The organism is Humidesulfovibrio sp. (assembly GCF_031082295.1).
In the GTDB taxonomy this organism is placed as follows: Bacteria; Desulfobacterota; Desulfovibrionia; order Desulfovibrionales; family Desulfovibrionaceae; genus Humidesulfovibrio.
Genome location: NZ_JAVHLD010000021.1, coordinates 1 through 20,736, shown reverse-complemented (window position 1 = coordinate 20,736; position 20,736 = coordinate 1). Strand labels below are relative to the sequence as shown.

At 59.8% G+C, this 20,736-nt stretch carries 21 protein-coding genes; 16 read left to right on the top strand and 5 right to left on the bottom strand.

The genetic code is table 11. From position 1 onward, the window contains the following. Positions 1 to 60: 60 nt before the first annotated feature. Positions 61 to 1,284 carry a M24 family metallopeptidase gene (locus tag RDU24_RS11145; protein ID WP_308735835.1) on the top strand — a complete coding sequence of 408 codons (1,224 nt, stop codon included), beginning with the start codon at positions 61 to 63 and terminating at the stop codon, positions 1,282 to 1,284. An 11-nt stretch (positions 1,285 to 1,295) separates the two neighbouring features. Here the strand turns inward: RDU24_RS11145 and RDU24_RS11140 are convergent, their stop codons facing one another. Continuing rightward, a complete protein-coding gene (locus tag RDU24_RS11140) occupies positions 1,296 to 1,787 on the bottom strand; it encodes a hypothetical protein (RefSeq protein ID WP_308735834.1) in 492 nt (163 codons plus the stop codon). 256 nt (positions 1,788 to 2,043) lie between these two features. Here RDU24_RS11140 and RDU24_RS11135 point away from each other — a divergent pair, with 256 nt between their 5' ends. Then, positions 2,044 to 2,988, top strand: a complete 945-nt coding sequence (locus RDU24_RS11135; RefSeq protein WP_308735833.1) for a hypothetical protein — start codon at positions 2,044 to 2,046, stop codon at positions 2,986 to 2,988. Between the two features lie 20 nt (positions 2,989 to 3,008). Further along, positions 3,009 to 3,593 (top strand): CDP-alcohol phosphatidyltransferase family protein, encoded by a 585-nt coding sequence (locus tag RDU24_RS11130; protein WP_308735832.1) that lies wholly within the window; start codon positions 3,009 to 3,011, stop codon positions 3,591 to 3,593. Positions 3,594 to 3,603: 10 nt separating this feature from the next. On the opposite strand, the gene RDU24_RS11125 is transcribed toward RDU24_RS11130, so the two are convergent. Beyond that, the gene (locus RDU24_RS11125) at positions 3,604 to 3,801 is read right to left on the bottom strand and encodes a twin-arginine translocase TatA/TatE family subunit (RefSeq protein ID WP_308735831.1); all 198 of its coding nucleotides are present in this window, start codon (positions 3,799 to 3,801) and stop codon (positions 3,604 to 3,606) included. A gap of 126 nt (positions 3,802 to 3,927) precedes the next feature. On the opposite strand from RDU24_RS11125, the gene RDU24_RS11120 reads away from it, so the two are divergent. The 12 genes from RDU24_RS11120 (at position 3,928) to RDU24_RS11065 (ending at position 11,996) form a co-directional block, all read left to right on the top strand. Beyond that, positions 3,928 to 4,314: a hypothetical protein gene (locus RDU24_RS11120; RefSeq protein ID WP_308735830.1), complete on the top strand. Its 387-nt coding sequence runs from the start codon at positions 3,928 to 3,930 to the stop codon at positions 4,312 to 4,314. A 19-nt stretch (positions 4,315 to 4,333) separates the two neighbouring features. Then, entirely contained in the window at positions 4,334 to 5,173 is an 840-nt protein-coding gene (locus RDU24_RS11115) for a hypothetical protein (RefSeq protein ID WP_308735829.1), read from the top strand. A 3-nt stretch (positions 5,174 to 5,176) separates the two neighbouring features. Further along, a complete protein-coding gene (locus RDU24_RS11110; RefSeq protein WP_308735828.1) occupies positions 5,177 to 5,851 on the top strand; it encodes an HAD family hydrolase in 675 nt (224 codons plus the stop codon). Positions 5,852 to 5,947: 96 nt separating this feature from the next. Continuing rightward, positions 5,948 to 6,262: a YggT family protein gene (locus RDU24_RS11105; RefSeq protein ID WP_308735827.1), complete on the top strand. Its 315-nt coding sequence runs from the start codon at positions 5,948 to 5,950 to the stop codon at positions 6,260 to 6,262. 43 nt (positions 6,263 to 6,305) lie between these two features. Further along, entirely contained in the window at positions 6,306 to 6,809 is a 504-nt protein-coding gene (locus RDU24_RS11100) for a DivIVA domain-containing protein (RefSeq protein ID WP_308735826.1), read from the top strand. 3 nt (positions 6,810 to 6,812) lie between these two features. Next, positions 6,813 to 7,115: a DUF167 domain-containing protein gene (locus RDU24_RS11095; protein ID WP_308735825.1), complete on the top strand. Its 303-nt coding sequence runs from the start codon at positions 6,813 to 6,815 to the stop codon at positions 7,113 to 7,115. Between the two features lie 41 nt (positions 7,116 to 7,156). Beyond that, positions 7,157 to 7,387, top strand: coding sequence for a DUF465 domain-containing protein (locus RDU24_RS11090; RefSeq protein WP_308735824.1), 231 nt, complete (start codon positions 7,157 to 7,159; stop codon positions 7,385 to 7,387). Between the two features lie 4 nt (positions 7,388 to 7,391). Next, complete coding sequence (gene ilvB, locus RDU24_RS11085) at positions 7,392 to 9,083, top strand: biosynthetic-type acetolactate synthase large subunit (RefSeq protein WP_308735823.1); 1,692 nt, start codon at positions 7,392 to 7,394, stop codon at positions 9,081 to 9,083. A gap of 10 nt (positions 9,084 to 9,093) precedes the next feature. Further along, positions 9,094 to 9,576: an acetolactate synthase small subunit gene (gene ilvN, locus RDU24_RS11080; protein WP_308735822.1), complete on the top strand. Its 483-nt coding sequence runs from the start codon at positions 9,094 to 9,096 to the stop codon at positions 9,574 to 9,576. 48 nt (positions 9,577 to 9,624) lie between these two features. Next, positions 9,625 to 10,614, top strand: a complete 990-nt coding sequence (ilvC, locus tag RDU24_RS11075; RefSeq protein WP_308735821.1) for a ketol-acid reductoisomerase — start codon at positions 9,625 to 9,627, stop codon at positions 10,612 to 10,614. Positions 10,615 to 10,856: 242 nt separating this feature from the next. After that, positions 10,857 to 11,252: a MucR family transcriptional regulator gene (locus RDU24_RS11070; protein WP_308735820.1), complete on the top strand. Its 396-nt coding sequence runs from the start codon at positions 10,857 to 10,859 to the stop codon at positions 11,250 to 11,252. An 84-nt stretch (positions 11,253 to 11,336) separates the two neighbouring features. Continuing rightward, complete coding sequence (locus tag RDU24_RS11065) at positions 11,337 to 11,996, top strand: M15 family metallopeptidase (protein ID WP_308735819.1); 660 nt, start codon at positions 11,337 to 11,339, stop codon at positions 11,994 to 11,996. 80 nt (positions 11,997 to 12,076) lie between these two features. Here RDU24_RS11065 and RDU24_RS11060 read toward each other — a convergent pair whose 3' ends face one another. After that, positions 12,077 to 14,257, bottom strand: a complete 2,181-nt coding sequence (locus RDU24_RS11060) for a glutamine synthetase III family protein (RefSeq protein ID WP_308735818.1) — start codon at positions 14,255 to 14,257, stop codon at positions 12,077 to 12,079. 373 nt (positions 14,258 to 14,630) lie between these two features. Then, positions 14,631 to 17,246 (bottom strand): bacteriohemerythrin, encoded by a 2,616-nt coding sequence (locus tag RDU24_RS11055; protein ID WP_308735817.1) that lies wholly within the window; start codon positions 17,244 to 17,246, stop codon positions 14,631 to 14,633. 303 nt (positions 17,247 to 17,549) lie between these two features. Between RDU24_RS11055 and RDU24_RS11050 the strand changes: the two genes are divergently transcribed. After that, positions 17,550 to 18,632: an HD domain-containing phosphohydrolase gene (locus tag RDU24_RS11050; RefSeq protein WP_308735816.1), complete on the top strand. Its 1,083-nt coding sequence runs from the start codon at positions 17,550 to 17,552 to the stop codon at positions 18,630 to 18,632. Here the strand turns inward: RDU24_RS11050 and RDU24_RS11045 are convergent. Next, positions 18,629 to 20,680 (bottom strand): methyl-accepting chemotaxis protein, encoded by a 2,052-nt coding sequence (locus RDU24_RS11045; RefSeq protein WP_308735815.1) that lies wholly within the window; start codon positions 20,678 to 20,680, stop codon positions 18,629 to 18,631. The genes RDU24_RS11050 and RDU24_RS11045 overlap by 4 nt on opposite strands. Positions 20,681 to 20,736: the final 56 nt, after the last annotated feature.

Sequence of the window (20,736 nt, the reverse complement as noted above, 5' to 3'; positions counted from 1 at the left end):
ACCGGAAGCCCAGACTGGGCGATGAACCTGACCGCTGCCATAACGACAAGGAGTCCACGCATGTTTGAAGCCCTGGCCGTCATCCCCGCCGAGGAACTTTCCCTGCGCCACGAGAAGTGCCGCAGACTGCTGCGCGAACTGACCCCGCAGGCTGGCGGTCTCCTCGTGTTCTCGCGGCCCCAGGTCTATTACCTCACCGGGACCTTGGGCATGGGTTGCGCCTGGTTGCCGCTTGACGGCGAGCCCCTGCTTCTGCTGCGCAAAGGCGTCGCCCGCGCCGCACTGGAGGCCCCGACCGTCCGCTGCGCTGCGTACCGCTCCTACAAGGACCTGCCTGGGCTGGCCGCCGAGGCGGGCGTACCGTTCACTGATGTTGTGGCCGTGGATCAGAGTGGACTGAGCTGGCAACTCGGCGAAATGCTGGCCTCGCGTTTGTCTGCGCACCGCTTCGTCTCGGGCGACCTGGCCCTCGCCATCGCCGAATCGCTCAAGAGCGAGTGGGAGCTCAATGTCATGCGCCTGTGCGGTGAGCGGCACCACATGGCGCTCCACGACATTTTGCCGAAGGTCATCAAGCCGGGCATGAACGAGCGCGAGATCGCGCACGTGGCCTGGAGCGTGTTCTTCGAGCTCGGGCACCAGGGCATCCTGCGCATGTCCTCCTTCGGCGAGGAGTGCTTCCTCGGCCATGTCTCGGCTGGTGATTCCGCCAATTATCCGAGCAGTTTCAACGGTCCGCTCGGCCTGCGCGGCGAGCACCCGGCCGTGCCGGCCATGGGCTATGCCGGGCAGGTGTGGCGCAAGGGCGAACCACTGGGGCTGGACATCGGCTTCCAGCTTGAGGGCTACCACACGGACAAGACACAGGTGTATTGGGCCGGCAAGGTCGAGAGCATCCCTTCCGAGGTGGCCTCGGCCCACAGCTTCTGCGTGGATGTGCAGGCGTGGCTGGCCGAGAACCTGCGGCCCGGCGCCTTGGTGAGCGAACTTTATGCGCATTGCGCAGCCTGGGCTGACAAGGCGGGCTTCAGCGAGGGTTTCATGGGTCTTGGGGAGAACAAGGTGCCCTTCCTTGGGCATGGCATCGGCTTGGCCATCGACGGCTGGCCCGCCATCGCCAAGGGCTTCGACAGGCCGGTGGAGAAGGGACAGGTCTTTGCCCTTGAGCCGAAGCACGGCATCGCCGGGCTCGGCATGGTGGGCGTGGAGAACACGTTTGAGGTCACGGACTCCGGCGCTGTGTGCATCACCGGCGACCGCTTCGACATGGTCTGCGTGGAGTAGGGGCCGAGGAGCTACGACGACGCGATCATCTGAAGTTGCGGCCCCTGCAACAGCCAGCGCAGGGAACCGGAGCGGCTGCTCAGGCTGTTGACGCCGATGGCCAGCAGCGCACCGCCCTCCAGCGCCAGGGATAGCCTCGGGCCGCTGGTGAGCAGGTGCGAGGCGAGGTCGCCCAAGAGCGGCAACTCGCCACAGAGGAACACCGACTGGTAGCGCTCGCACACGCGAAGCTCCTCCAGACAGGTCTTGATGCTCACGCCGGTATCAAGTCCGGCGAAGGGGGTGACGCTGGAGGCCGCATAGCCCAGGCCCTCGGCCACAATGCGCGTCGTCTGGACCGAGGCGGTGCGGGGGTTGGTGAGCAGGGCGTCGAACCAGAGCCCCATGACGCGCATGGCCTGGGCCGCGCAGTTGACATGGCTTTGCCCGACTGGGCTGAGCGCCTGCTGGGGGTTGACCTCCTGGGGCAGGCATGCGCCGTGTTGCATCAGGTAAAGGTTCATGTCTTCCTCCAGCTTCGGTTCGCACAGTTCGTAAGTCCTAGCGCAAGGGACGACAGCCTGCAAGCTCTGTTGCTGGACGCACTTGCCAGTTTAGGTTGGGCAGGGTAAGGTGTTCTCATGTTTCCAACCGACATCTTTCATCTTTGTCCGTTTCGGCATTGCAATGCCCTGCGCGGGACTTGATTCGGAGGCTATTGTGATTGGACTTGAGCGCCCGCGCGCATTGTGTTCGACTATTGCGGAACAGTCTCGCCGCTTGCCGCGCCTTATCCTGCTCATGCTCATCGTCCTCGCGCCGGCGTTCCATTCCACGGCTTCTGCCGAGCCGATCCGGGTCAGCGCCCAGTCCGACAAGGGCATGGACCCTGTGCAGGGACGCCAGCAGGCCCAGGAACGCGCATTTGTCGAAGCCGTTTTCAAGACCGCGCAAAATATTCTGCCCGCACCGCTGAGCGCCCCCCGCAGCGAATTGTTGCGCCAGTTCCTGGCCTCACGCGCCGCGCCGCTGGTGCACAGCTTTCAGGAGGCCGCCGCCGCCAAGCCCGGCGCTGCCGCCCTTTCGGAAAAGACGCAAGCGGGCAAGGCTCCGTCCCACGCCTCTGACCTTGCCGCGGCAACCGTGGCGCTTGAGTTGACTGTCGAGGTTGACCGCACTGCCTTGCGTGAGCTTTTGACGCGCCTGGGGCTGTTGTCCGGAGGCAAGCACCCCGGTGGCTTCATGCTGAGCCTGGGGCGTGGCGTGTCAGAGGCCGACCTGAAGCCGCTCGCCGACGTGTGGGCGCTCCAGGGCGTTGCGCGCCAGGCCCAGGCTCCCCTCCGCGTGACACTTGAGCGCGTGCCGCAGGGGTATCTCAAGGCGGTGCTCTGGCAGGACGCCAAGACCTACGTTGCGGACGGGCAAGACGTGGCTCAGGTCTGGCTTGACCTCTGGGGCAGGTTTTTTTCCGCGCATGAGCAGCAGCCAGGCGGAAGCGGGCGCCCTCTTGAGATCTCCGGCTTCACCCAGGTGGACGCGGTGCTGGAATTCACGAAGACGCTGCAGGGCTGGGACGACTGCCTGCGTGAGGTGCGGCTCGGAACCGTGGACATCCGGCAGGGCAACAGCACGGCAATTTGGAGCGCGCGGGTAACCAACCCGGAGCGCCTGGCAACCCGGCTCAAGGAATATCTGCCCAGCCGCAAGCTGACGGCTATACGCTAGCAGGACACGGGAAACACGTCATGACGTCTGCCTCACTGCGCGAGAACAACTGGACGATTCCAAACGTCCTCACTGTTTCGCGCATTTTGCTGACTCCGGGCATCGTCATGGCCTTTGCCGACAGGCGCTTCGACATCGCCTGGGTGCTCTTCGCAGTCGCCGGGCTGACGGACGCCCTGGATGGGGCCCTGGCGCGCATCCTGAAGCAGCGGTCCAATTTCGGGGCCATGCTCGATCCCTTGGCGGACAAGATCCTGCTGGACACGTCCTTCACCTGCCTTGCGGTGCAGGGATGGATACCGACCTGGCTGGCCGTGCTGGTGGTCAGCCGCGATGTGTTCATCGTGGGCGGTCTGGCTCTGCTGCAGTATTCGGGGGTGGATGTGCAGCGGGGGATCAAGCCGGTGTGGTTCAGCAAGTGCGCCACATTGGTCCAGATCATGCTCGTGCTGCTGATCATGGTGGAGCACAGCCTTGTTGTGGCCTATCCGGAGCTGAGACTGGTGCTCGAAGGGCTCGTGGCGGTGCTCACCGTCATTACCGGCGTGTACTACGTGCATCTCGGCTTCAAGATGATTCCGCAGAACGGCCTGCACAACCACTAGCCGAGCTCCGCTATTGTCTGGGCGTTTCGCCCTTGTCGTCCTTGCCCTGGTTCCGGGGAGTCACGTCGATCTCGTCCGGTTCGTTCAAGGAACGCTTGAAATTTCTGATGGTTCGCCCCAGCCCCTCGCCCAGCTTCGGCAGCTTGTTCGCGCCGGTGAATATCAGCACGAGGATGACGACGATCAGGATACCTGTGATTCCGCCCATGTGGCACCTCTCTTCTGGCGACCTCATACTCTCGCCGGACAGTACGGTCAATCTGGACGGATGTCCTCTTTCCTCAGCTTTACAACTGCCCCCGGAGCGGCTTAAAGAGGCCACCGGAGGCAGCACATGAGTGATGCGACGCGCGGCGCGCTGGTCCGATTCCCGGCCGTGGGTTGCCGATTTTTCCATTCCGGGCGCTGCCTGTTTGAAGAGCTCCTGAATCCCGGCCTGCACACCGAATGGCGCTGCCTTGTGCTGGCACGCTGGGAGTCAGTGTACGACGAATTCATCGATAGGGCGGAGAATTTCGGCCTGTCCGAGTCCGAACTGGGCGCCCTCTGGCACAAGCGCTTCGAGCGACTGGCGGATGAGGACGTGCCTTGCGAGGATCTTCGCGCTGGCGATGGAGAGTCGATGCCCGAGTGCCGGTATTTGCAGGAGGACATCTGCCTGCTGCGACTGCCCGTCTGCGCCGGGCAATGCGAACGCTTCCGCCTGCGCGAGAACACCTGAAAGCCCCTTGGAGTCCGCAATGACGTTCTATTTCCCGCATCTACATCCGGCCCTGCTGGCTGACTCCGAACGCGAGGCCCTGCCTGACGGCGTGCGATTCCTCGATCCCGGCCTTGGCCCCTCCGACAGCCCGGTCCATCAACTGCCGGAGAACGCTCCATTTGACCGCCGCACTGCCAAGGCCGTTCTGGCCGACACCATGCGCTTCGGCGAGGACGTGGCCAATCCGCGTGAAATCGCCGTGCACGGGCTGCTCCAGCAGGCGCAGATCCTTGCTCCCGAAAGCGGACGGCTCGTGCAGGCCGAGGTCGAGCGCAGCCTCGCTGGCGTTGGCACCACGACCGACGTTCAGTCCGACCCGCTGCTGGAGGCCCGCCGCCAGGCCCAGACGCTGCTGCTGCTGGCCTGGAACCTTGAGGAACGCATGCTGGACCTGCGCCAGATCGACGCCGGGCTGCGCGACTCCTGGTCGCGCCTGGGCGAGAGCGTTTCCCCGGCCGAGGAGGCCGAGCACGTCGCGGCCCCGGCAGACGGCGAGGACTCCGTTGAGACGGATGGCGACGCCATGGCTGTCGGCACCATGCTTTCCGGGTTGGGCCTGCCCGAGCCGGACGAGGAGTCGCTGCCCTGGAGGCGCATGCTGGAGGCCTTTGCCGTTCTGGCGCCAGGTCATGACCTGGTGACGGCGGAGACGGAAATCGCCCTGACACTGCGTGAGGCGGGAGTGCCCGAGAGCAACGGCGTGTTCCAGGCGCCTGCCTGGAGGCTCTCCGGCCTGGATCGCTGCCCCTCGGCACGGCCCTGGCTCGATGTTCTGGTCCGCCTGGCCTGCGTGGCTCCGGCAAAAGGGGGCGCGTAGCCCGTGCCGTTGCTCACCGACCAGCTCGACGTCTCGTTTCTGCGCGGCGTCAAAGGCTTCATCTTCGACTGTGACGGCGTCCTCATCGACTCGTATCTTGCCAATACGGCTTACTACAATCTCTTCCGCACGCGCTTCGGGCTGTCGCCCATGAACGCCGAGGAGGAGATGTACACGCACACCCAGAACGTCTTCGACTCTCTCAGGCGCATCATCCCGCCGGAGCATTACGATGCTGCCATGGAACACCGCAAGCAGGTGGATTACCGCAGCATTCTGCCGTATCTGCGCCGAGAGCCGGGCGTGCGCACGCTGCTCTCGTGGCTCAAGGCCGGGCGTTTCGCTCTTGGGGTCAACACCAACCGCACCGACACCACGGGCATGGTCTTCGAGACGGTCGACCTGCTCGGCTTCTTCGACCCGGTCATGACCGCGGGCATCGCGCCGAAGCCCAAGCCGGACCCGGCCGGAATGCTCTCCATCCTCGAGGCCTGGGGCATGGACAGGACCGAAGTGGTATTTCTCGGGGACTCGGATGTGGACGAGCACACCGCCAGGAATTCCAGCGTGCCATTCTGGGCCTACAAGAACCCGCAGCTCGTCGCGGACCTGCACATTCCTGATTTCGGGACGCTTTTGTCTGCGCTGCGGCGCGCCTGGCCAGAAATAAGCGGTTGATTCGCAAGGGACTTGATTCTTGGCCTTCAGTATGCCACAACAAGCCTACACGGAGGGTCGCCTGGCATTTTCGGGCAGCCCTGGTGCGGAGGTTTGATGTCCTATCTCACGATCATCCTGGTAAAACTCGTGCAGCTCGCTTCTACGCTGCTCAATCTGTACATGTGGGTGGTCATCATCTCGGCTCTGCTGAGCTGGGTGAACCCCGATCCCTACAACCCCATCGTCCGCTTCCTGCGAGGCATCACAGATCCTGTATACGCGCGCATCCGTCGCCTGATGCCCTTTGTCGTCATCGGCGGCATGGATCTATCGCCCGTGGTGGTCATCGTGGCTGTTCAGATCCTAGGCGCTCTCTTGGATAAGCTGGTCTTCGACATGAGCATCTCCATGAGGATGATTGGAGCATAGGGGCGCTCTACTGGCGCGTTCCTCTACATGACGGGGTGAAGCCTTGACCATTTCCAAGATCGATCTGCTCAACCGCAAGTTTTCCAAGCGTCTCTGGGGCTATGCGCCCGAAGAAGTCGACCAGCTCATGGGTGAGGTGGCAGAGATGCTTGGCGCCGTGGCCGAAGAGCGCAAGAGCCTCATCAAGAAGGTCAAGCGCATGGAGGCCAGCGTTGAGGAGTTTCGCCAGCGCGATGAAACCCTGCGCGACACCCTCATGAGCACCCAGCGCATGGTCGACGACATCAAGGGTGGCGCCCAGCGCGAGGCGCACCTCATCCTCGACGAGGCGCGGGCCAAGGCCGAGGGCATGGTCCAGCAGGGCCACAACCGTCTGGCCCAGCTCTATGAGGACATCGAAAACCTGAAGCGCCAGCGCAGCCAGTTCGAGATCCAGTTGCGCGGGCTCCTGGAAACGCACTTGCGCGTTCTGGACTCTGACGATCCGGCAGTATCGAGGCTGGAGTCCCTGGAGTCCAAGCTCAAGTATTTACGCAAGGCCGAGTGATCTTTGAAAAATGTTGTGCCTCCCGTGTTCATCCGCCAGGCGGGGAGCGGGGAATGGCGCATCCGGGTGCATGTTCAGCCTGGCGCCAAGCGCGATGAGTTGGCAGGGCTCTTTCAGGAGAGCCTGAAGGTCCGCCTCAGCGCCCCGGCTGTGGACAACAAGGCCAACGGAGCCTTGGTGAATTTCATTGCGAGCCTGCTGGGCCTTCGGCGCAGCCAGGTAAGCCTGGTTTCCGGGCAGACCTCCCGCAGCAAGAGCCTGCGGATCCAGGCAGAGGTCGAACCCGACTGGTCTTTGCTTGTGTGATATTCAATCTGTCGAACTACCTCCAAAATAAGGAGTCGAAAATGGAAAATTCCGAGCGCACCCTAATTGAAAAGTACGAAGGCCAGGACACTGAACTGCGCGCTCTATGGCTGCAGCATCAGGACTACGAAAAGATGATCGTCAAGCTGGAAAGCAAGCCCTTCCTAAGCCCTGTCGTTGAACAGGAGATCAAGGAACTGAAGAAGAAGAAGCTTGCCGGAAAGACGAAGCTGCAAGCCTTGCTCGATAAGTATCGTCAACAGGAGGCGTAAGCCTATGGAGCTCACTGGAGCTCAGATTCTTCTTGAATGTTTGAAACGTGAAGGAGTGGAGGTCCTCTTCGGTTTCCCTGGTGGAGCCGTCATAGACATCTACAACGAACTGCCAAACACCTCGCTGAAGCATGTGCTTGTAAGGCATGAGCAGGCGGCGATTCATGCAGCAGACGGCTTTGCCCGCGCGTCGGGCAAGGTCGGCTGTTGTCTCGTCACCAGCGGTCCCGGCGCCACGAACACCGTCACCGGCATCGCCACCGCGTACATGGACTCCATCCCGGTGGTCATTCTGACCGGACAGGTGCCAACACCGCTCATCGGCAACGACGCCTTCCAGGAAGTGGACATCGTCGGCATCACCCGGCCCTGCACCAAGCACAACTATCTGGTGAAGGACGTGCGCGAGTTGGCGCATGTCATCCGCCAGGCCTTCTACCTCGCGCGTTCAGGTCGGCCCGGCCCGGTCCTGGTCGACCTGCCCAAGGACGTCATGCAGGTCAAGACCAAGTTCGTCTGGCCCGATGACGTCAAGATGCGCAGCTACAACCCGAACTGCAAGCCGCACTCCGGTCAGATCAAAAAGGTTGCCCAGCTCATCCGCGATGCCGAGCGCCCCATCATCTACGCCGGCGGTGGCGTCATCACCAGCAAGGCCCACGAGTCCTTGACCTGGCTGGCCAAGAACCTGCACATCCCGGTCACAGCCACCCTCATGGGGCTGGGCTGCTTCCCCGGCGACGACAAGCTCTGGCTTGGCATGCTTGGCATGCACGGCACTTATGCCGCCAACATGGCCATCAACAATGCCGACCTCGTGCTGGCCGTCGGGGCGCGCTTCGACGACCGCGTCACGGGCAAGGTCAGCACCTTTGCGCCCATGGCCAAGCTTGTGCACATCGACATCGACCCCACCAGCATCCAGAAAAACGTGAGCGTTCACGTACCGCTCGTGTCCGACTGTCGACTGGCCCTGGAGGCCCTGAAGGAAGAGCTCGCTCCCTCGCTCGCCGAGTACGACTTCGAGGCCGGGCACATGCCCTGGGTCACCAAGGTCGGCGTCTGGGGCAAGGAGCATCCGCTCAACTATCAGGCCAGCGAGACCACCATCAAGCCTCAGTCCGTGGTGGAAAAGATCCACGAGATCACCAAGGGCGAGGCCGTCATCTGCACGGAAGTCGGCCAGCACCAGATGTGGACGGCGCAGTTCTATCGCTTCAACGAGCCCAACTGCTTCCTGTCCTCCGGCGGCCTCGGCACCATGGGGTACGGCTTCCCTGCCGCCATAGGCGCGCAATTCGCCCGTCCCGACAAGATGGTCATCGACATCGCCGGCGACGGCTCCATCCAGATGAACATCCAGGAAATGGCCACCAGCGTCTGCAACAACCTTGGCGTCAAGATCGTCATCCTGAACAACGGCTACCTGGGCATGGTGCGGCAGTGGCAGGAGCTCTTCTACAAGAAGAACTACTGCTCAACCTGCATGGATGCCCAGCCGGACTTCGTGAAGCTGGCCGAGGCATACGGTGCGGCAGGTTTCCGCATTACGGACCCGGGGGACTTGGATCGCGTTCTGAGGCAGGCGCTGGATACGCCTGGCACGGTCATCGTGGACGTGCGCGTAGAGCGCGAGGAGAACGTGTACCCCATGGTCCCGGCTGGGGCCTCCCTCACCGACATGCTGCTTGTGTAGGAGGCGGATCATGCGACATATCCTGTCTGTCACCGTGGAAAACGAGCCTGGAGTGCTGTCCCGTGTGGCCGGTCTGTTCAGCGGCCGCGGCTTCAACATCGAGTCCTTGAACGTCGGCCCGACGCTCGACACCGGCGTCTCGGTCATGACCATCACCACCGAGGGCGATGAGCAGATCATCGAGCAGATCGTCAAGCAATTGCGCAAGCTTATCACGGTAATCAAGGTCGTCGACCTGACCGACCTGAAGAGCGTGCTGCGCGAAATGGTCCTTCTGAAGGTCAACGCCAACGACGCAAACCGTGCAGAAATCCTACGCACCGTCGATATCTTCCGCTGCAAGGTGGTGGATGTGAGCATCGACGAGCTGACCATCGAGGCCACGGGCAATTACGAAAAAATCAGCGCCATCGTGGGTCTTCTGACCCGCTTCGGCATCAAGGAAATCTCGCGCTCTGGCATGGTGGCCATGAAGCGCTCCATCCAGAACTAACAGCGAACAACGTCAGGCACGCGCCCGGCGAATCAAAAGGGAGAAGACATGAAAGTTTACTACGAAAGCGACGCTGACCTTGGACTGCTGAAAAACAAGACCGTGGCCATCATCGGCTACGGCAGCCAGGGCCATGCCCACGCCCAGAATCTGCGCGACTCCGGCGTCAAGGTCATCGTTGGCCAGCGCCCCGGTGGCGCCAATTACGCCCTGGCCAAGGAGCATGGCTTCGAGCCCGTCAGCGCCGCCGAGGCCGCCAAACAGGCCGACGTCATCATGATTCTGGCCCAGGATCAGCTGCAGAAGCTCATCTACGACACCGAGGTGAAGCAGCACCTTTCCGCTGGCAAAGCCCTGGCCTTCGGCCACGGCTTCAACATCCACTTCGGCCAGATCAAGCCGCCCGCCGACGTTGACGTTATCATGATCGCGCCCAAAGGCCCGGGCCACATGGTGCGCCGCACCTACACCGAAGGCGGCGCCGTGCCTGCCCTGGTTGCCGTGCACCAGAACGCCACCGGCAACGCGCTGAACATGGCCCTGGCCTACGCCAAGGGCATCGGCGCTACCCGCTCCGGCGTCATCGAGACCAACTTCCGCGAAGAGACCGAGACGGACCTCTTCGGCGAGCAGGCGGTTCTGTGCGGCGGTTGCACCGCCCTCATCCAGGCCGGTTTCGAGACCCTGGTCGAGGCCGGGTATCAGCCCGAGATGGCCTACTTCGAGTGCCTGCACGAGATGAAGCTCATCGTGGACCTGCTCTACGAGGGCGGCATGGCCAAGATGCGCCACTCCATCAGCGACACCGCCGAATACGGCGACTTCACCCGTGGCCCCCGCGTCGTGACTGAAGAGACCAAGAAAGAGATGAAGAAGATCCTGAAGGAAATCCAGACCGGCAACTTCGCCAAGGAGTTTATTCTGGAGAACCAGGCCGGGCAGCCGTTCATGCATGCCAGCCGCCGCATCGCCGCCGAGCATCCCATCGAGGTTGTGGGCAACAAGCTGCGCGGCATGATGAGCTGGCTCAAGAAATAACTGGCTATCTGCGCTACTGTATGGGGCCGTCCGAAAGGGCGGCCCCTTTTTTTTCAATAAACATTTGCTAGCAGCAGAACAGTTGCAGTGGCACCTTGTGAAGCATTAGTTTCTTTGCGTTCCAAATACACTCCATGTTGTTGACGAAACAGTTTGACAGTGTTAGCGGTCCATAAACTGATGCAATTGAATGCAGCACCGTCTTTACCGGAAGATGTTCCGCCAACGACAAGGAGAAGGATATGGATGACTATTTGAAGGAAGCCCTTGAAATCGTCAAAGCGCAGGCCAGCGTAAGGACCATGACGGAGGACGAGATCACCTCCATGGTCAAGAAGCTTGTGCGCGGCATTCAGGCCATTGCTGGCGAGGCGCCAGTGCAAGTCGAGGAAGAAGAGTCTTCCGTTGACTCGACCAAGGCAGTACGCGAAAAGACCATCACATGTTGTGTTTGCGGCAAGGCCTTTAAGATCATCACCAAGAAGCACCTTTCCACCCACGACCTTACTCCTTCCGAATACCGTGAGAAGTTCGGCTACAAGAAGGGTATGCCTCTGGTCTGCAAGTCTTTGCAGCGTGACCGCCGCAAGAAGATGAAGGAAATGGAGCTCTGGAAGAAACGTGGCAAGAACAAATAAGCATGCCTGATGTCACAAGACGGGGGGAGGGTCGCATCTCTCCCCGTTTTTATTTCTTATTCTTTGCAGAGCAAGGAGATGGTCATGCCTCGTAGTGCCGCGCTTTTGGTAATTGTGCTCCAGCTTTTGTGCGTTCAGGCGTTTGCATTGGAAAAGCCAGCCCAGGACCTGGAGAAGGCTGGGCTTGTTGAACCAAGCAAGGCTGACAAGAGCTTTGTGCTCGACATCCGCTACGCAACAACCAACAATTTCACCGGCAAACGCGTGTATCCATCCGCCCGCTGCTTCCTTCGCTCTGACGTCGCCAGGCGGCTGGAGGCGGTGCAGGCCAACCTGCGCGGCCAAGCTTTGGGTCTCAAGATCTATGACTGCTACAGGCCGTTCTCTGTGCAGGAGGCCTTTTGGGCCATCATGCCGGATGAGCGCTATGTGGGAAAGCCTGAGCGCAAGGATGGCATTATCGTCAAGAGTTCGCGGCACAACCGCGGCGCAGCGGTGGATGTGACACTTGTTGATGCGAATGGTGCAGAACTGCCCATGCCCACGGGGTATGACGATTTCACCGACAAGGCGCACCGTGATTCGCCCGCTGCAAGCGCGGAGGCTCGGCGCAACAGCCTGGCCCTCGAAAGGGCGATGCAGGCTCAGGGATTCGAGCCGTTGCCGACGGAGTGGTGGCATTTCGACGGGAGCGGTTGGCAGGGCTACGAGCCTCTTGATCTGCCGCTTCCTGCCGATCGCTGAATCAATTCCAGCTGTTTCACGCAACAAAAAGGCCGCCCCGGATGGGGCGGCCTTGTCGTTTCAGCGCTGTCTGGCCGGGGTTAGCGGATGAACAGCATTTCCTGGTAGCTGGGCAGCGACCACAGGTCGTCGGCCACGATGGTTTCAAGGGCGTCGGCGTAGCTGCGCACTTCGTTCATGGCGGGCAGAACCTTGTCGCAGAGGTGCTTGGCCTCGGCATGGGTGCTCTTGGCCTCATGCGCGGCGAGCTTCTCCAGTTTGGCAACGGCCGTCTGCAGGGCGCGCAGCTTGGCGGTAACCTCTTCGAGGGCGCCCATCTTGTAATCCTTGCCAATGGCCTTCAGGTTGGCGCAGGCGGCGGCGAGTTCGCTCTGGTAGCGCATGGCGGCGGGGAAGATGATGGTGGTGGCCATGCGGACCATCAGGGCGGCTTCGGTCTTCAGGGTCTTGGCGTACATCTCGAGGTAGATTTCCTCGCGGCTCTTGAGCTCGGCCTCTGAGAGGACGCCGTACTTGGTGAACAGTTCAACCACGGGCTTGGTGGTCAGCACGGGCAGAGCTTCGGGGGTGGTCTTCAGGTTGGGCAGGCCGCGCTTGGCCGCTTCCTTGTGCCAAGCCTCGGAGTAGCCGTCGCCGTTGAACACGATGGCGTCATGCTCCTTCACGATCTTCTGGAGCAGGGACTGCACGGCGGCGTTGAGCTTCTTGCTGTCGCCCTTGGTGGCCTTCTCAAGCTCGGTGGCGATGTAGTCGAGGGACTCGGCCATCATGGTGTTCAGGGCCACCAGGGAGCCGGCGATGGACTGGGAGGAGCCCACGGCGCGGAACTCGAAGCGGTTTCCGGTGAAGGCGAAGGGGCTGGTGCGGTTGCGGTCGCCCGGATCCATGGGCAGCGGAGGCAGGGTATCCACACCGACGCTCATGACACCCTTGCTCTTGGAGTCCTTGAGCTTGCCTTTCTTGATCTGGTCGAACACGTCGGCCAGCTGCTCGCCAAGGTACATGGACATGATGGCCGGAGGAGCCTCGTTGGCGCCCAGGCGGTGATCATTGGAGGCGGTGGCGACGGTGGCGCGAAGCATGGCGCCGTACTTGTGCAGGGCGCGGATGGCGGCGGCGCAGAAGACCAGGAACTGGGCGTTGTCGTGCGGGGTGTCGCCCGGATCGTACAGGCTGCCCAGCTCGGCGTTGCCGATGGAGTAGTTGAGGTGTTTGCCGGAGCCGTTGATGCCGGAGAAAGGCTTTTCGTGCAGCAGGCAGATCATGCCGTAGCGCTTGGCCACGCTGCGCAGGGTGGTCATGACCATCTGGTTGTGGTCGGTGGCCAGATTGCCGACCTCGTAGATGGGCGCGATCTCGAACTGGCTCGGCGCGACTTCGTTGTGGCGGGTCTTGACGGGCACGCCAAGCTTGAACAGCTCGCGCTCAACTTCCATCATGAAAGACAGCACGCGGCGGGGAACCACGCCGAAGTACTGGTCCTCGAACTCCTGGCCCTTGGCGGACTTGGCGCCGAAGAGGGAGCGGCCCGCGATAAGCAGGTCGGGACGGGAGAACACGAAGTTGCGGTCGATGAGGAAGTACTCCTGCTCAGGACCGGCAAAGGAGGTGATGGGCAGCTTGGACTCGACTCCGAAAAGCTTGAGGACGCGTTTGGCCTGCTTGTTCAGGGCCTGGTTGGAGCGCAGCAGCGGGGTCTTCTTGTCAAGCGCCTCGCCGGTCCAGGAGAGGAACGCGGTGGGGATGCACAGGAAGGTGCCGTTGGGGTTCTCAAGGATGTAGGCAGGGCTCGTCACGTCCCAGGCGGTGTAGCCGCGGGCTTCGAAGGTGGAGCGCAGGCCGCCGGAGGGGAAGCTGGAGGCGTCGGGCTCGCCCTGGATCAGCAGTTTGCCGCTGAATTCGGCGATGGCGCCGCCCTTGCCGTCGGGCACCAGGAACGCGTCGTGTTTTTCGGCGGTCATGCCGGTGAGCGGGTAGAACACGTGGGTGAAGTGCGTCGCGCCTTTCTCAATGGCCCAGTCCTTCATGGTGTTTGCGACCACGTCAGCAATGGAGGCGTCCAGTTTCTCACCAAGTTCGATGGTCTTCTGCAGGGACTTGTAGACAGCCTTCGGCAGGCGCTCTTTCATCACCTTGTCGCTGAAGACGTTGGCGCCAAAAATGTCGGTGGGCTTGGTGTCGTGGTAGTTGAGGGGGGCGTGCGCCGGTTTGTAATTGATGACTGCCGAGATGGCGTTCAGACGTGCCTGGATTCCGCTCATGGTGGCTGACTCCTGTAAGTGTGGCGTTAGGTGTTCCTTGACAGTATTGTGGAATGTGGCCCTGATTCTTTTGTGCTCTTGCTTGCGCTGGCACTGTAGTTCAACTGGCCTATCCGAATCAACCCTGGCCGCTACGAACAGACGGTTTCTGTCGCCTGTCCAAAACATTATTTAAGAAAGGTATCAAGAATCGGGCCAAAGAAGGAAGTCGTGTTATTTCAGTGGATAGCTAAAACATGCAGGGGGAGGGGGCGAGCTTTGTTGCAATTTTGTAAAATGTACAGCAATGCACGTTGGCGTATGTGACAATTTTGTGCGGAACAATTTGGGCACGATTGAAAATTTGTCTGCTGGAAAGGGGCGCAAGGTCAGGCTAGCTGACACCTTGTCGATTCAGGTAGGTGCCAAGCCTCCGATCTTCTGTGAGTATGTGTGTCATAACCCAGTCCTTGAGGAAAATGCCGACCTCTTTCTTCGGGGTCATGCGCTTGGAGGCATAATACGAGGCGAATTCCTGCAAGGCTTGTTGTATCTGCTCATGCTTCCTCTGGTGCTGGGCGAAACCTGGGTAACCAGTGTCTTGCATGAGTTTGTTCTCGGTACTGAAATGCCGGTTGGTATGGGCAATGAGTTTTGGGAACAATTCTTCTGCATTGCCTGTGCTGTCCCCGTCAAATAATGCGGAGTAGAGCACCTTTGCGGACTCGTAGATTTCCATGTGCTGCTGATCAATGACTTTGACATTGACCGCGTATTCGTCATGCCACTGGAAATAATCCCCGCCCGAGTCGTGGCTTACAGTCTTGCCGAGACGCTTTTCATAGGTTTCCAGAAGCTTCCAGCGGACAATGGGAATATCCGAGATAACATGGCCGGGTATGGTGTAGATGACTGTGCCCTTGGCGGCATTGGCCTTGAAGAGGCAAGGGGTGTCGAAAAGGACGGTGCTCTCGTTGAAGAACTCGCCAGGGCCGAGGGACTCTATGAGGCGTTGGCCAACATAAAGAGCCACCTTGCCGGATTTGACAAGGCAAAGCGTCGGCTGAGTGCAGGGTTTGAGGGCTTCGCCGCTTGTTTCCATATGCGAACCGATCGTGACGGCGATATCGTTCTGGCGAGTGCAGGTCAGGCCGTCGCCGAAGAGGCGGCTTGTGTACAGGAAGCTGCGGATGTCCTGGAGGCGAACCATTTCCTCGTAGAGGCCGTTGTTCTTCACGAACATGGCATAGAGGTCCAGCGGGATGCGCAACGCCTGGACAAAATTGGCGGCGCGGTATGTCTCGAGGGAACCCTTGTTGGTGAGCGCCGTGTATTCGCCCAAAAGGCCGCCAGTGGTCAAAGTGCTGTAGACACCGCTCTTGGTGCGGATCACCTCCACCTGGCCGGTGAGGATGAGGTGTACGCAATCGGCCTTGCGGCCGGCCTTGAGGATAAGGGTCTCGGGGTTGAACTTCACCACCGGACAGTTGAGCAACACCCGCAGCTTGCTGCTGGAAACCGTTGGGAAATAGGCGTTGAGGTAGTGGTAGGCGTAAGATCGAACGTAATCCTGGTGTGCGGGGATGAGCACATCGACCATGCCGAAGGGCGCGCCGGAACCGATCTCCTTCTGCCTGTAGGTAAGCGGAAGGGCCGTGTGCGCAAGCAGAATCTTTCCGGATTTGTCGTGGGCGAAATCCTCGGCATCGCCGTGGATCATGCCGCCCCCTATGTCGAGTTTCTTAAGGTCCACCGGCTCTTGGTAATTGGCGTAGACCTCGTCATACAATTCTTGTGAAAGGCCCGGAGCATCAGGATCGGAGGTGATCATCTTGCGTAGCAGGCCCAGGCTGGCGATGTCCGCAAAGTGGGCATAGGTCCGGTAGCCGTTGCGATCAAGGGTGCGGAAGAGCATCACCGTGGTCTCCACCGGGTGCGGAGAAAACACCGGCTTCACCTCGAGCGTGTCGATGTCGTTCCACTTGCCGAGCTCAAGGTCGTGAAATTCAAAGTAATGGTCGAACTCTTCCTCGCTGGTCATGGCCAGGGCCGCGAGCTTTTTCATGACTGACGCACGTACGAGCTTGGTGGCGTAGTAAGGGATGCGGTGGTCGGAGCGCATGAGAGCCGGCAGGCCGCAGAAATGATCGTCGTGGGCGTGGGTGTGGAAGATGCCGGAAATCTCGTTGACGCTGATGCCAAGAGCATTCAGGCTGTGCATGATGTTGGGTCCGGCGTCGAGGAGGTAGACATTGCCCTGGAATATGATGATGCTCGCCATGGCCGGGCGGTTGGGATCCCAGCCGTCGCCCTCTCCCGAGTGCAGAACGGCGAAGTAGTCGCGCTTGATGTGGTGGAAGCCGAGAACATAGGAAGGCTTGCACAGGGAGTGCTCTGTGGTGTTCAGATCAACCCGCACGGATTCCTTGCCGTAGGAGATCTCAAACTGGTTCACCTTGAGGCGCTTCACAAAAACCTTGTTGCGAATTTCCTGCGGCTCATTCTCTACGACCACAAGATCAACATATTCATCCATGCGGCGAATCTTGCCGAAGGCGAACTTGAGCTTCAGGCGCATCCAGGCCTTGGCATCGGACTTCGAAGCGCCTGCCTCAAGCATCTCTTCTTCAGAAATGAGGCCGTAGTTGCCGCGGTAGATGTACTCCATCTGCGCTTCGACCTGCTTGCGCAGGCCAATGAGAGCGGGCTTGACCCCGGTGTTGTTTGGGTGGCCGGGAATAATCATGCCCTGTCGGTAGAACATCTGTAGGATGGGGAATTCTGAGAGGTTGGCGAAACGGCCATGCTGGATGAGCTCGTCGGAGAGAAGGATGGCGTTTGGGCCTGTTTCAAACGAAACGCCATCCACCTCGACGTTTTGGATCAAGCCTCGCTTCATGAGGTGCTTGACGCTGTCCGCCGGGCAGCCGCACAGAATATAGACATCCGCATCCGGGACGCTGACGAAGAAAATCCCTTCAGCAACCTTGATTTTGGAGATTTTACCCATGCGCTCCCTATTGCCTTCGGCGTGCAGGCCGCATCATGCGGAGGGGCCTGGCGCCATGGTCAGCAGGCTTTCATGAGCTGTCAGTCACCATGAAAGTCAGAGTTCAATTCTTATCTATTCCGATGCAGCTTTAAAGTCCACAAAGGCCTTACCCTGGTGAGTGGTATTTGTCTACGAAATTGATTTATAGAAGATTTTGATGGCATGTCGGTATTGAATTCGAGTTGCTATTGGGTGTAGGTTATTAAAATATATACCGGCCACGAATCATAAAATCAAAACAGCACCAGCGAAGTGATGTACATGGAAGAAAAGCCAGCGAAAATTCTAATTGTCGATGATGAACTCATCAACCGGAAGGTTCTTGAAGGTTTGCTTAAGGCCAGTGGGCTGGAGTGCGTGACGGCCGACTCCGGCCAGATGGCGCTGTCGTTGATAGATGAAACGATCGATCTCGTCCTTCTGGACATAATGATGCCTGGCATGGATGGGTATTTGGTTGCCAAGGCGATACGCGAAATCCCGAAGCTCTCGGACATTCCCATTGTCATGGTGACGGCGCTTTCGGCAAAGGAGGACCGCCTTAAGGCCGTTGAATGCGGAGCCAACGATTTTGTCGCCAAGCCCATCGACTCCACCGAGCTCAGCGTGCGCATGACTTCGCTCTTGCGCATGAAGGGCTACCGTGACGAAGTGAAACGTTATCAGCAACGTTTGGAGCAGATGGTCTCGGAGAAGACCAAAGCGCTGCGGGCAACATTGGTCGAACTGGAGCACGCGCGGCTTGAAACGGTGCGGGCGCACATGGAGACGATTCACAAGCTCTCTGCAGCGGCGGAATACAAGGATGAGGACACTGCCAGCCACATTCATCGCATGAGCCGCTATTGCGCGGTCATCGCCGATCAGTTCGGGCTCGATGAGGACGCGGTGGATCTGATATTGAACAGCAGCCCCATGCACGACATCGGAAAGATGGGCATTCCCGACGCCATCCTGCTCAAGCCGGGAAAGCTTGATGATCAGGAATGGGAGGTCATGCGGCGGCATACCGTGATGGGGGCCAATATTCTGGGCGGTAGCAGCTCCAAATACTTGGAGGCCGGCGCACTCATCGCAGCCACGCACCACGAAAAATGGGACGGAACCGGTTATCCTGAACGCCTTTCCGGCGTTAACATACCGCTTTTCGGGCGCATTGCGGCGATAGCGGATGTCTTTGACGCCCTGACGACCAAACGACCGTACAAGGATGCCTACAGCAATGAAAAGGCGGTATCGATAATGGCCCAGGGGCGTGGGACACATTTCGACCCGACGTTGTACGACATTTTCATCGCCAACTTCGCCCTCATTGAGGACATCCAGCGCGAGTGCCGCGACTAGCCTCCCGTGTTTTCAAGCTCCTGCATGATGCGGCGCAGCTCTTCGGAGAGTCGCGTCAGGCTGTTGATGGTGTTGCGGCATTCCTCTACTGAGTCCAGCGTGGTGCCTGCGATGGCCATGATGTCCTTGACGGCGTGATCGATCTCGCCGCTGGCGCCGGACTGTTCTTCGGCAGCGGTGGCAATGGCCCGAATCTGGTCCGAGGTGGACGAGGCCAGACTTAAGACCTGCTCAAGCGAGGCGATGGAGTCCCCGGCAAGCCGGTTCGCTTCTTCAATCGCAAGGTTTGACCGCTCTACATTCTGAATGCTTTGCCTGGAGCCGTTCTGAACGGAGGTGATGGCCTGGCCGACCTCCTTGGTGGCGACCATGGTCTTTTCCGCCAGCTTGCGCACCTCGTCGGCGACGACGGCAAAGCCGCGACCCGCATCACCGGCGCGAGCCGCCTCAATGGCTGCGTTCAAGGCCAGCAGGTTGGTCTGGTCGGCAATGTCGTTGATGACGTTGAGGATGTTGTCGATGCCCTTGACGCTCTCTCCAAGCTCATTCATCTGTTCACTCATGCTTGTGGAGAGTTTGTGCACCGCGCCGATGGCCTCCACTGCATGATTCACAACTTCCTTGCCCTTCAGCGCCGTTTCGCGCACACGATCCGCGTCGAGTGAGGCTGTGGAGGCGTTGCGCGAAATCTCAAGAATCGTTGCGTTCATCTCGTCCATTGCTGTGGCCGTTTCCGTTGTGCGGGCCTTCTGGATGTCCGCTCCACCCTCGATGTTCGTGACCTGTTGCACCAGCGCGCCCGAGACGGCCTCAACCCCTTGCGCCACATCGTGCATTTTGGTTCCAGCTTCCTTCAGACCCTGGGTGCGCGCCAGGCTTGCCTGTTCCTGGGCGATGCGCGCTTCCTTGAGCGCCTCCTCGGCCTTTTCAGCCATCTTGAGGGCTTCGCCTTCCTTGGCGCAAACGTTTTGCATTCCTTCTTTGAGCTTCATGACCATGTGCCGCAGACCATTGGCCAACACACCAAGCTCATCGCCGCTCGTGAACTCAAGCTTGCGGTCCAGGTCACCCTCGGCAACGGCAGACGAAAAGGCCATGCAGAGCGAGACCGGCTTGGCCACGGTTGTGTTGACGAGCCAGATGATGAACATCGCCAGAGCAAGGGCGATGCCGCCGCCCAGCAGCATTCCTTTCTTTGCCGCCGCGGCCGCGGCCTGTTCGATGTCTTCAAGAGGGGCGAAGACGAGAATTGTCCACCCGGTTGTCTTGTCCTTGCGAACGGAAACAGCCTTGCTACCGTTGTCATTAAATTCTAGAAAATCAGTGGATTCAACTGCAAGAGCGCGCTTGCCCCATTCTGTCTTGCCAAGGTCTTCCTTCAATAACAGATCCTTGTTGGGATGTGCCACCGTCATGCCGGAAGGGCCAAGAATGGCGACATAGCCTGTGCTGCCGATCTTCATCGCGTTGACCTGAGCCGTCAGCGCGTCAAGGTTGATCGCGGCGCTAAGGACGCCAACAATGGCACCTTCGACATCAGTGATCTTCTGGGCGAGGATGACAACCTTCTTGCCTGTGGTGCGGCTTTGGATAGGCTTGCCGATGGAACGGGTGTTGCCGGCTTCGACAATTCCCTTGAAATAGTCTCGGTCAGCGACGTTGACCTTTTTCCCTGGGGCTGTATTCGCCGTGGACGCTAGTAAATCACCTTTCAGGTCAAATATATTGATGTACTCAAGTGTTGATCCTTCCATCTCTTTCAGAATTTCAGAGAAATGCGCGCCAGCCTGGTTTGCATTGCCATTAGCGAACACCTCTCGGACAAAGCTTTCCTTGCTCCAGTAGCTGAGCATCTGGTAGGAGATGTCGATATCTCCACCAAGATCTTTCGCAATTGCCTCTGACAAGAGCGTCATGCTTTCTTTCGACATCGACTGCATGCTTGTGCGTGTCAGAGATGCGTTCAGCCAGATGACTACCGCAAAGCCGATGATCACCAACGCCACAGCGGGAACAAGGAATTTTGTCTTAATTCCAACAGATTTCATCTGCGTATTCCTCCAGGCATCCGGGTATTGAGCTCAAGTGAGTTGATTACCTTATT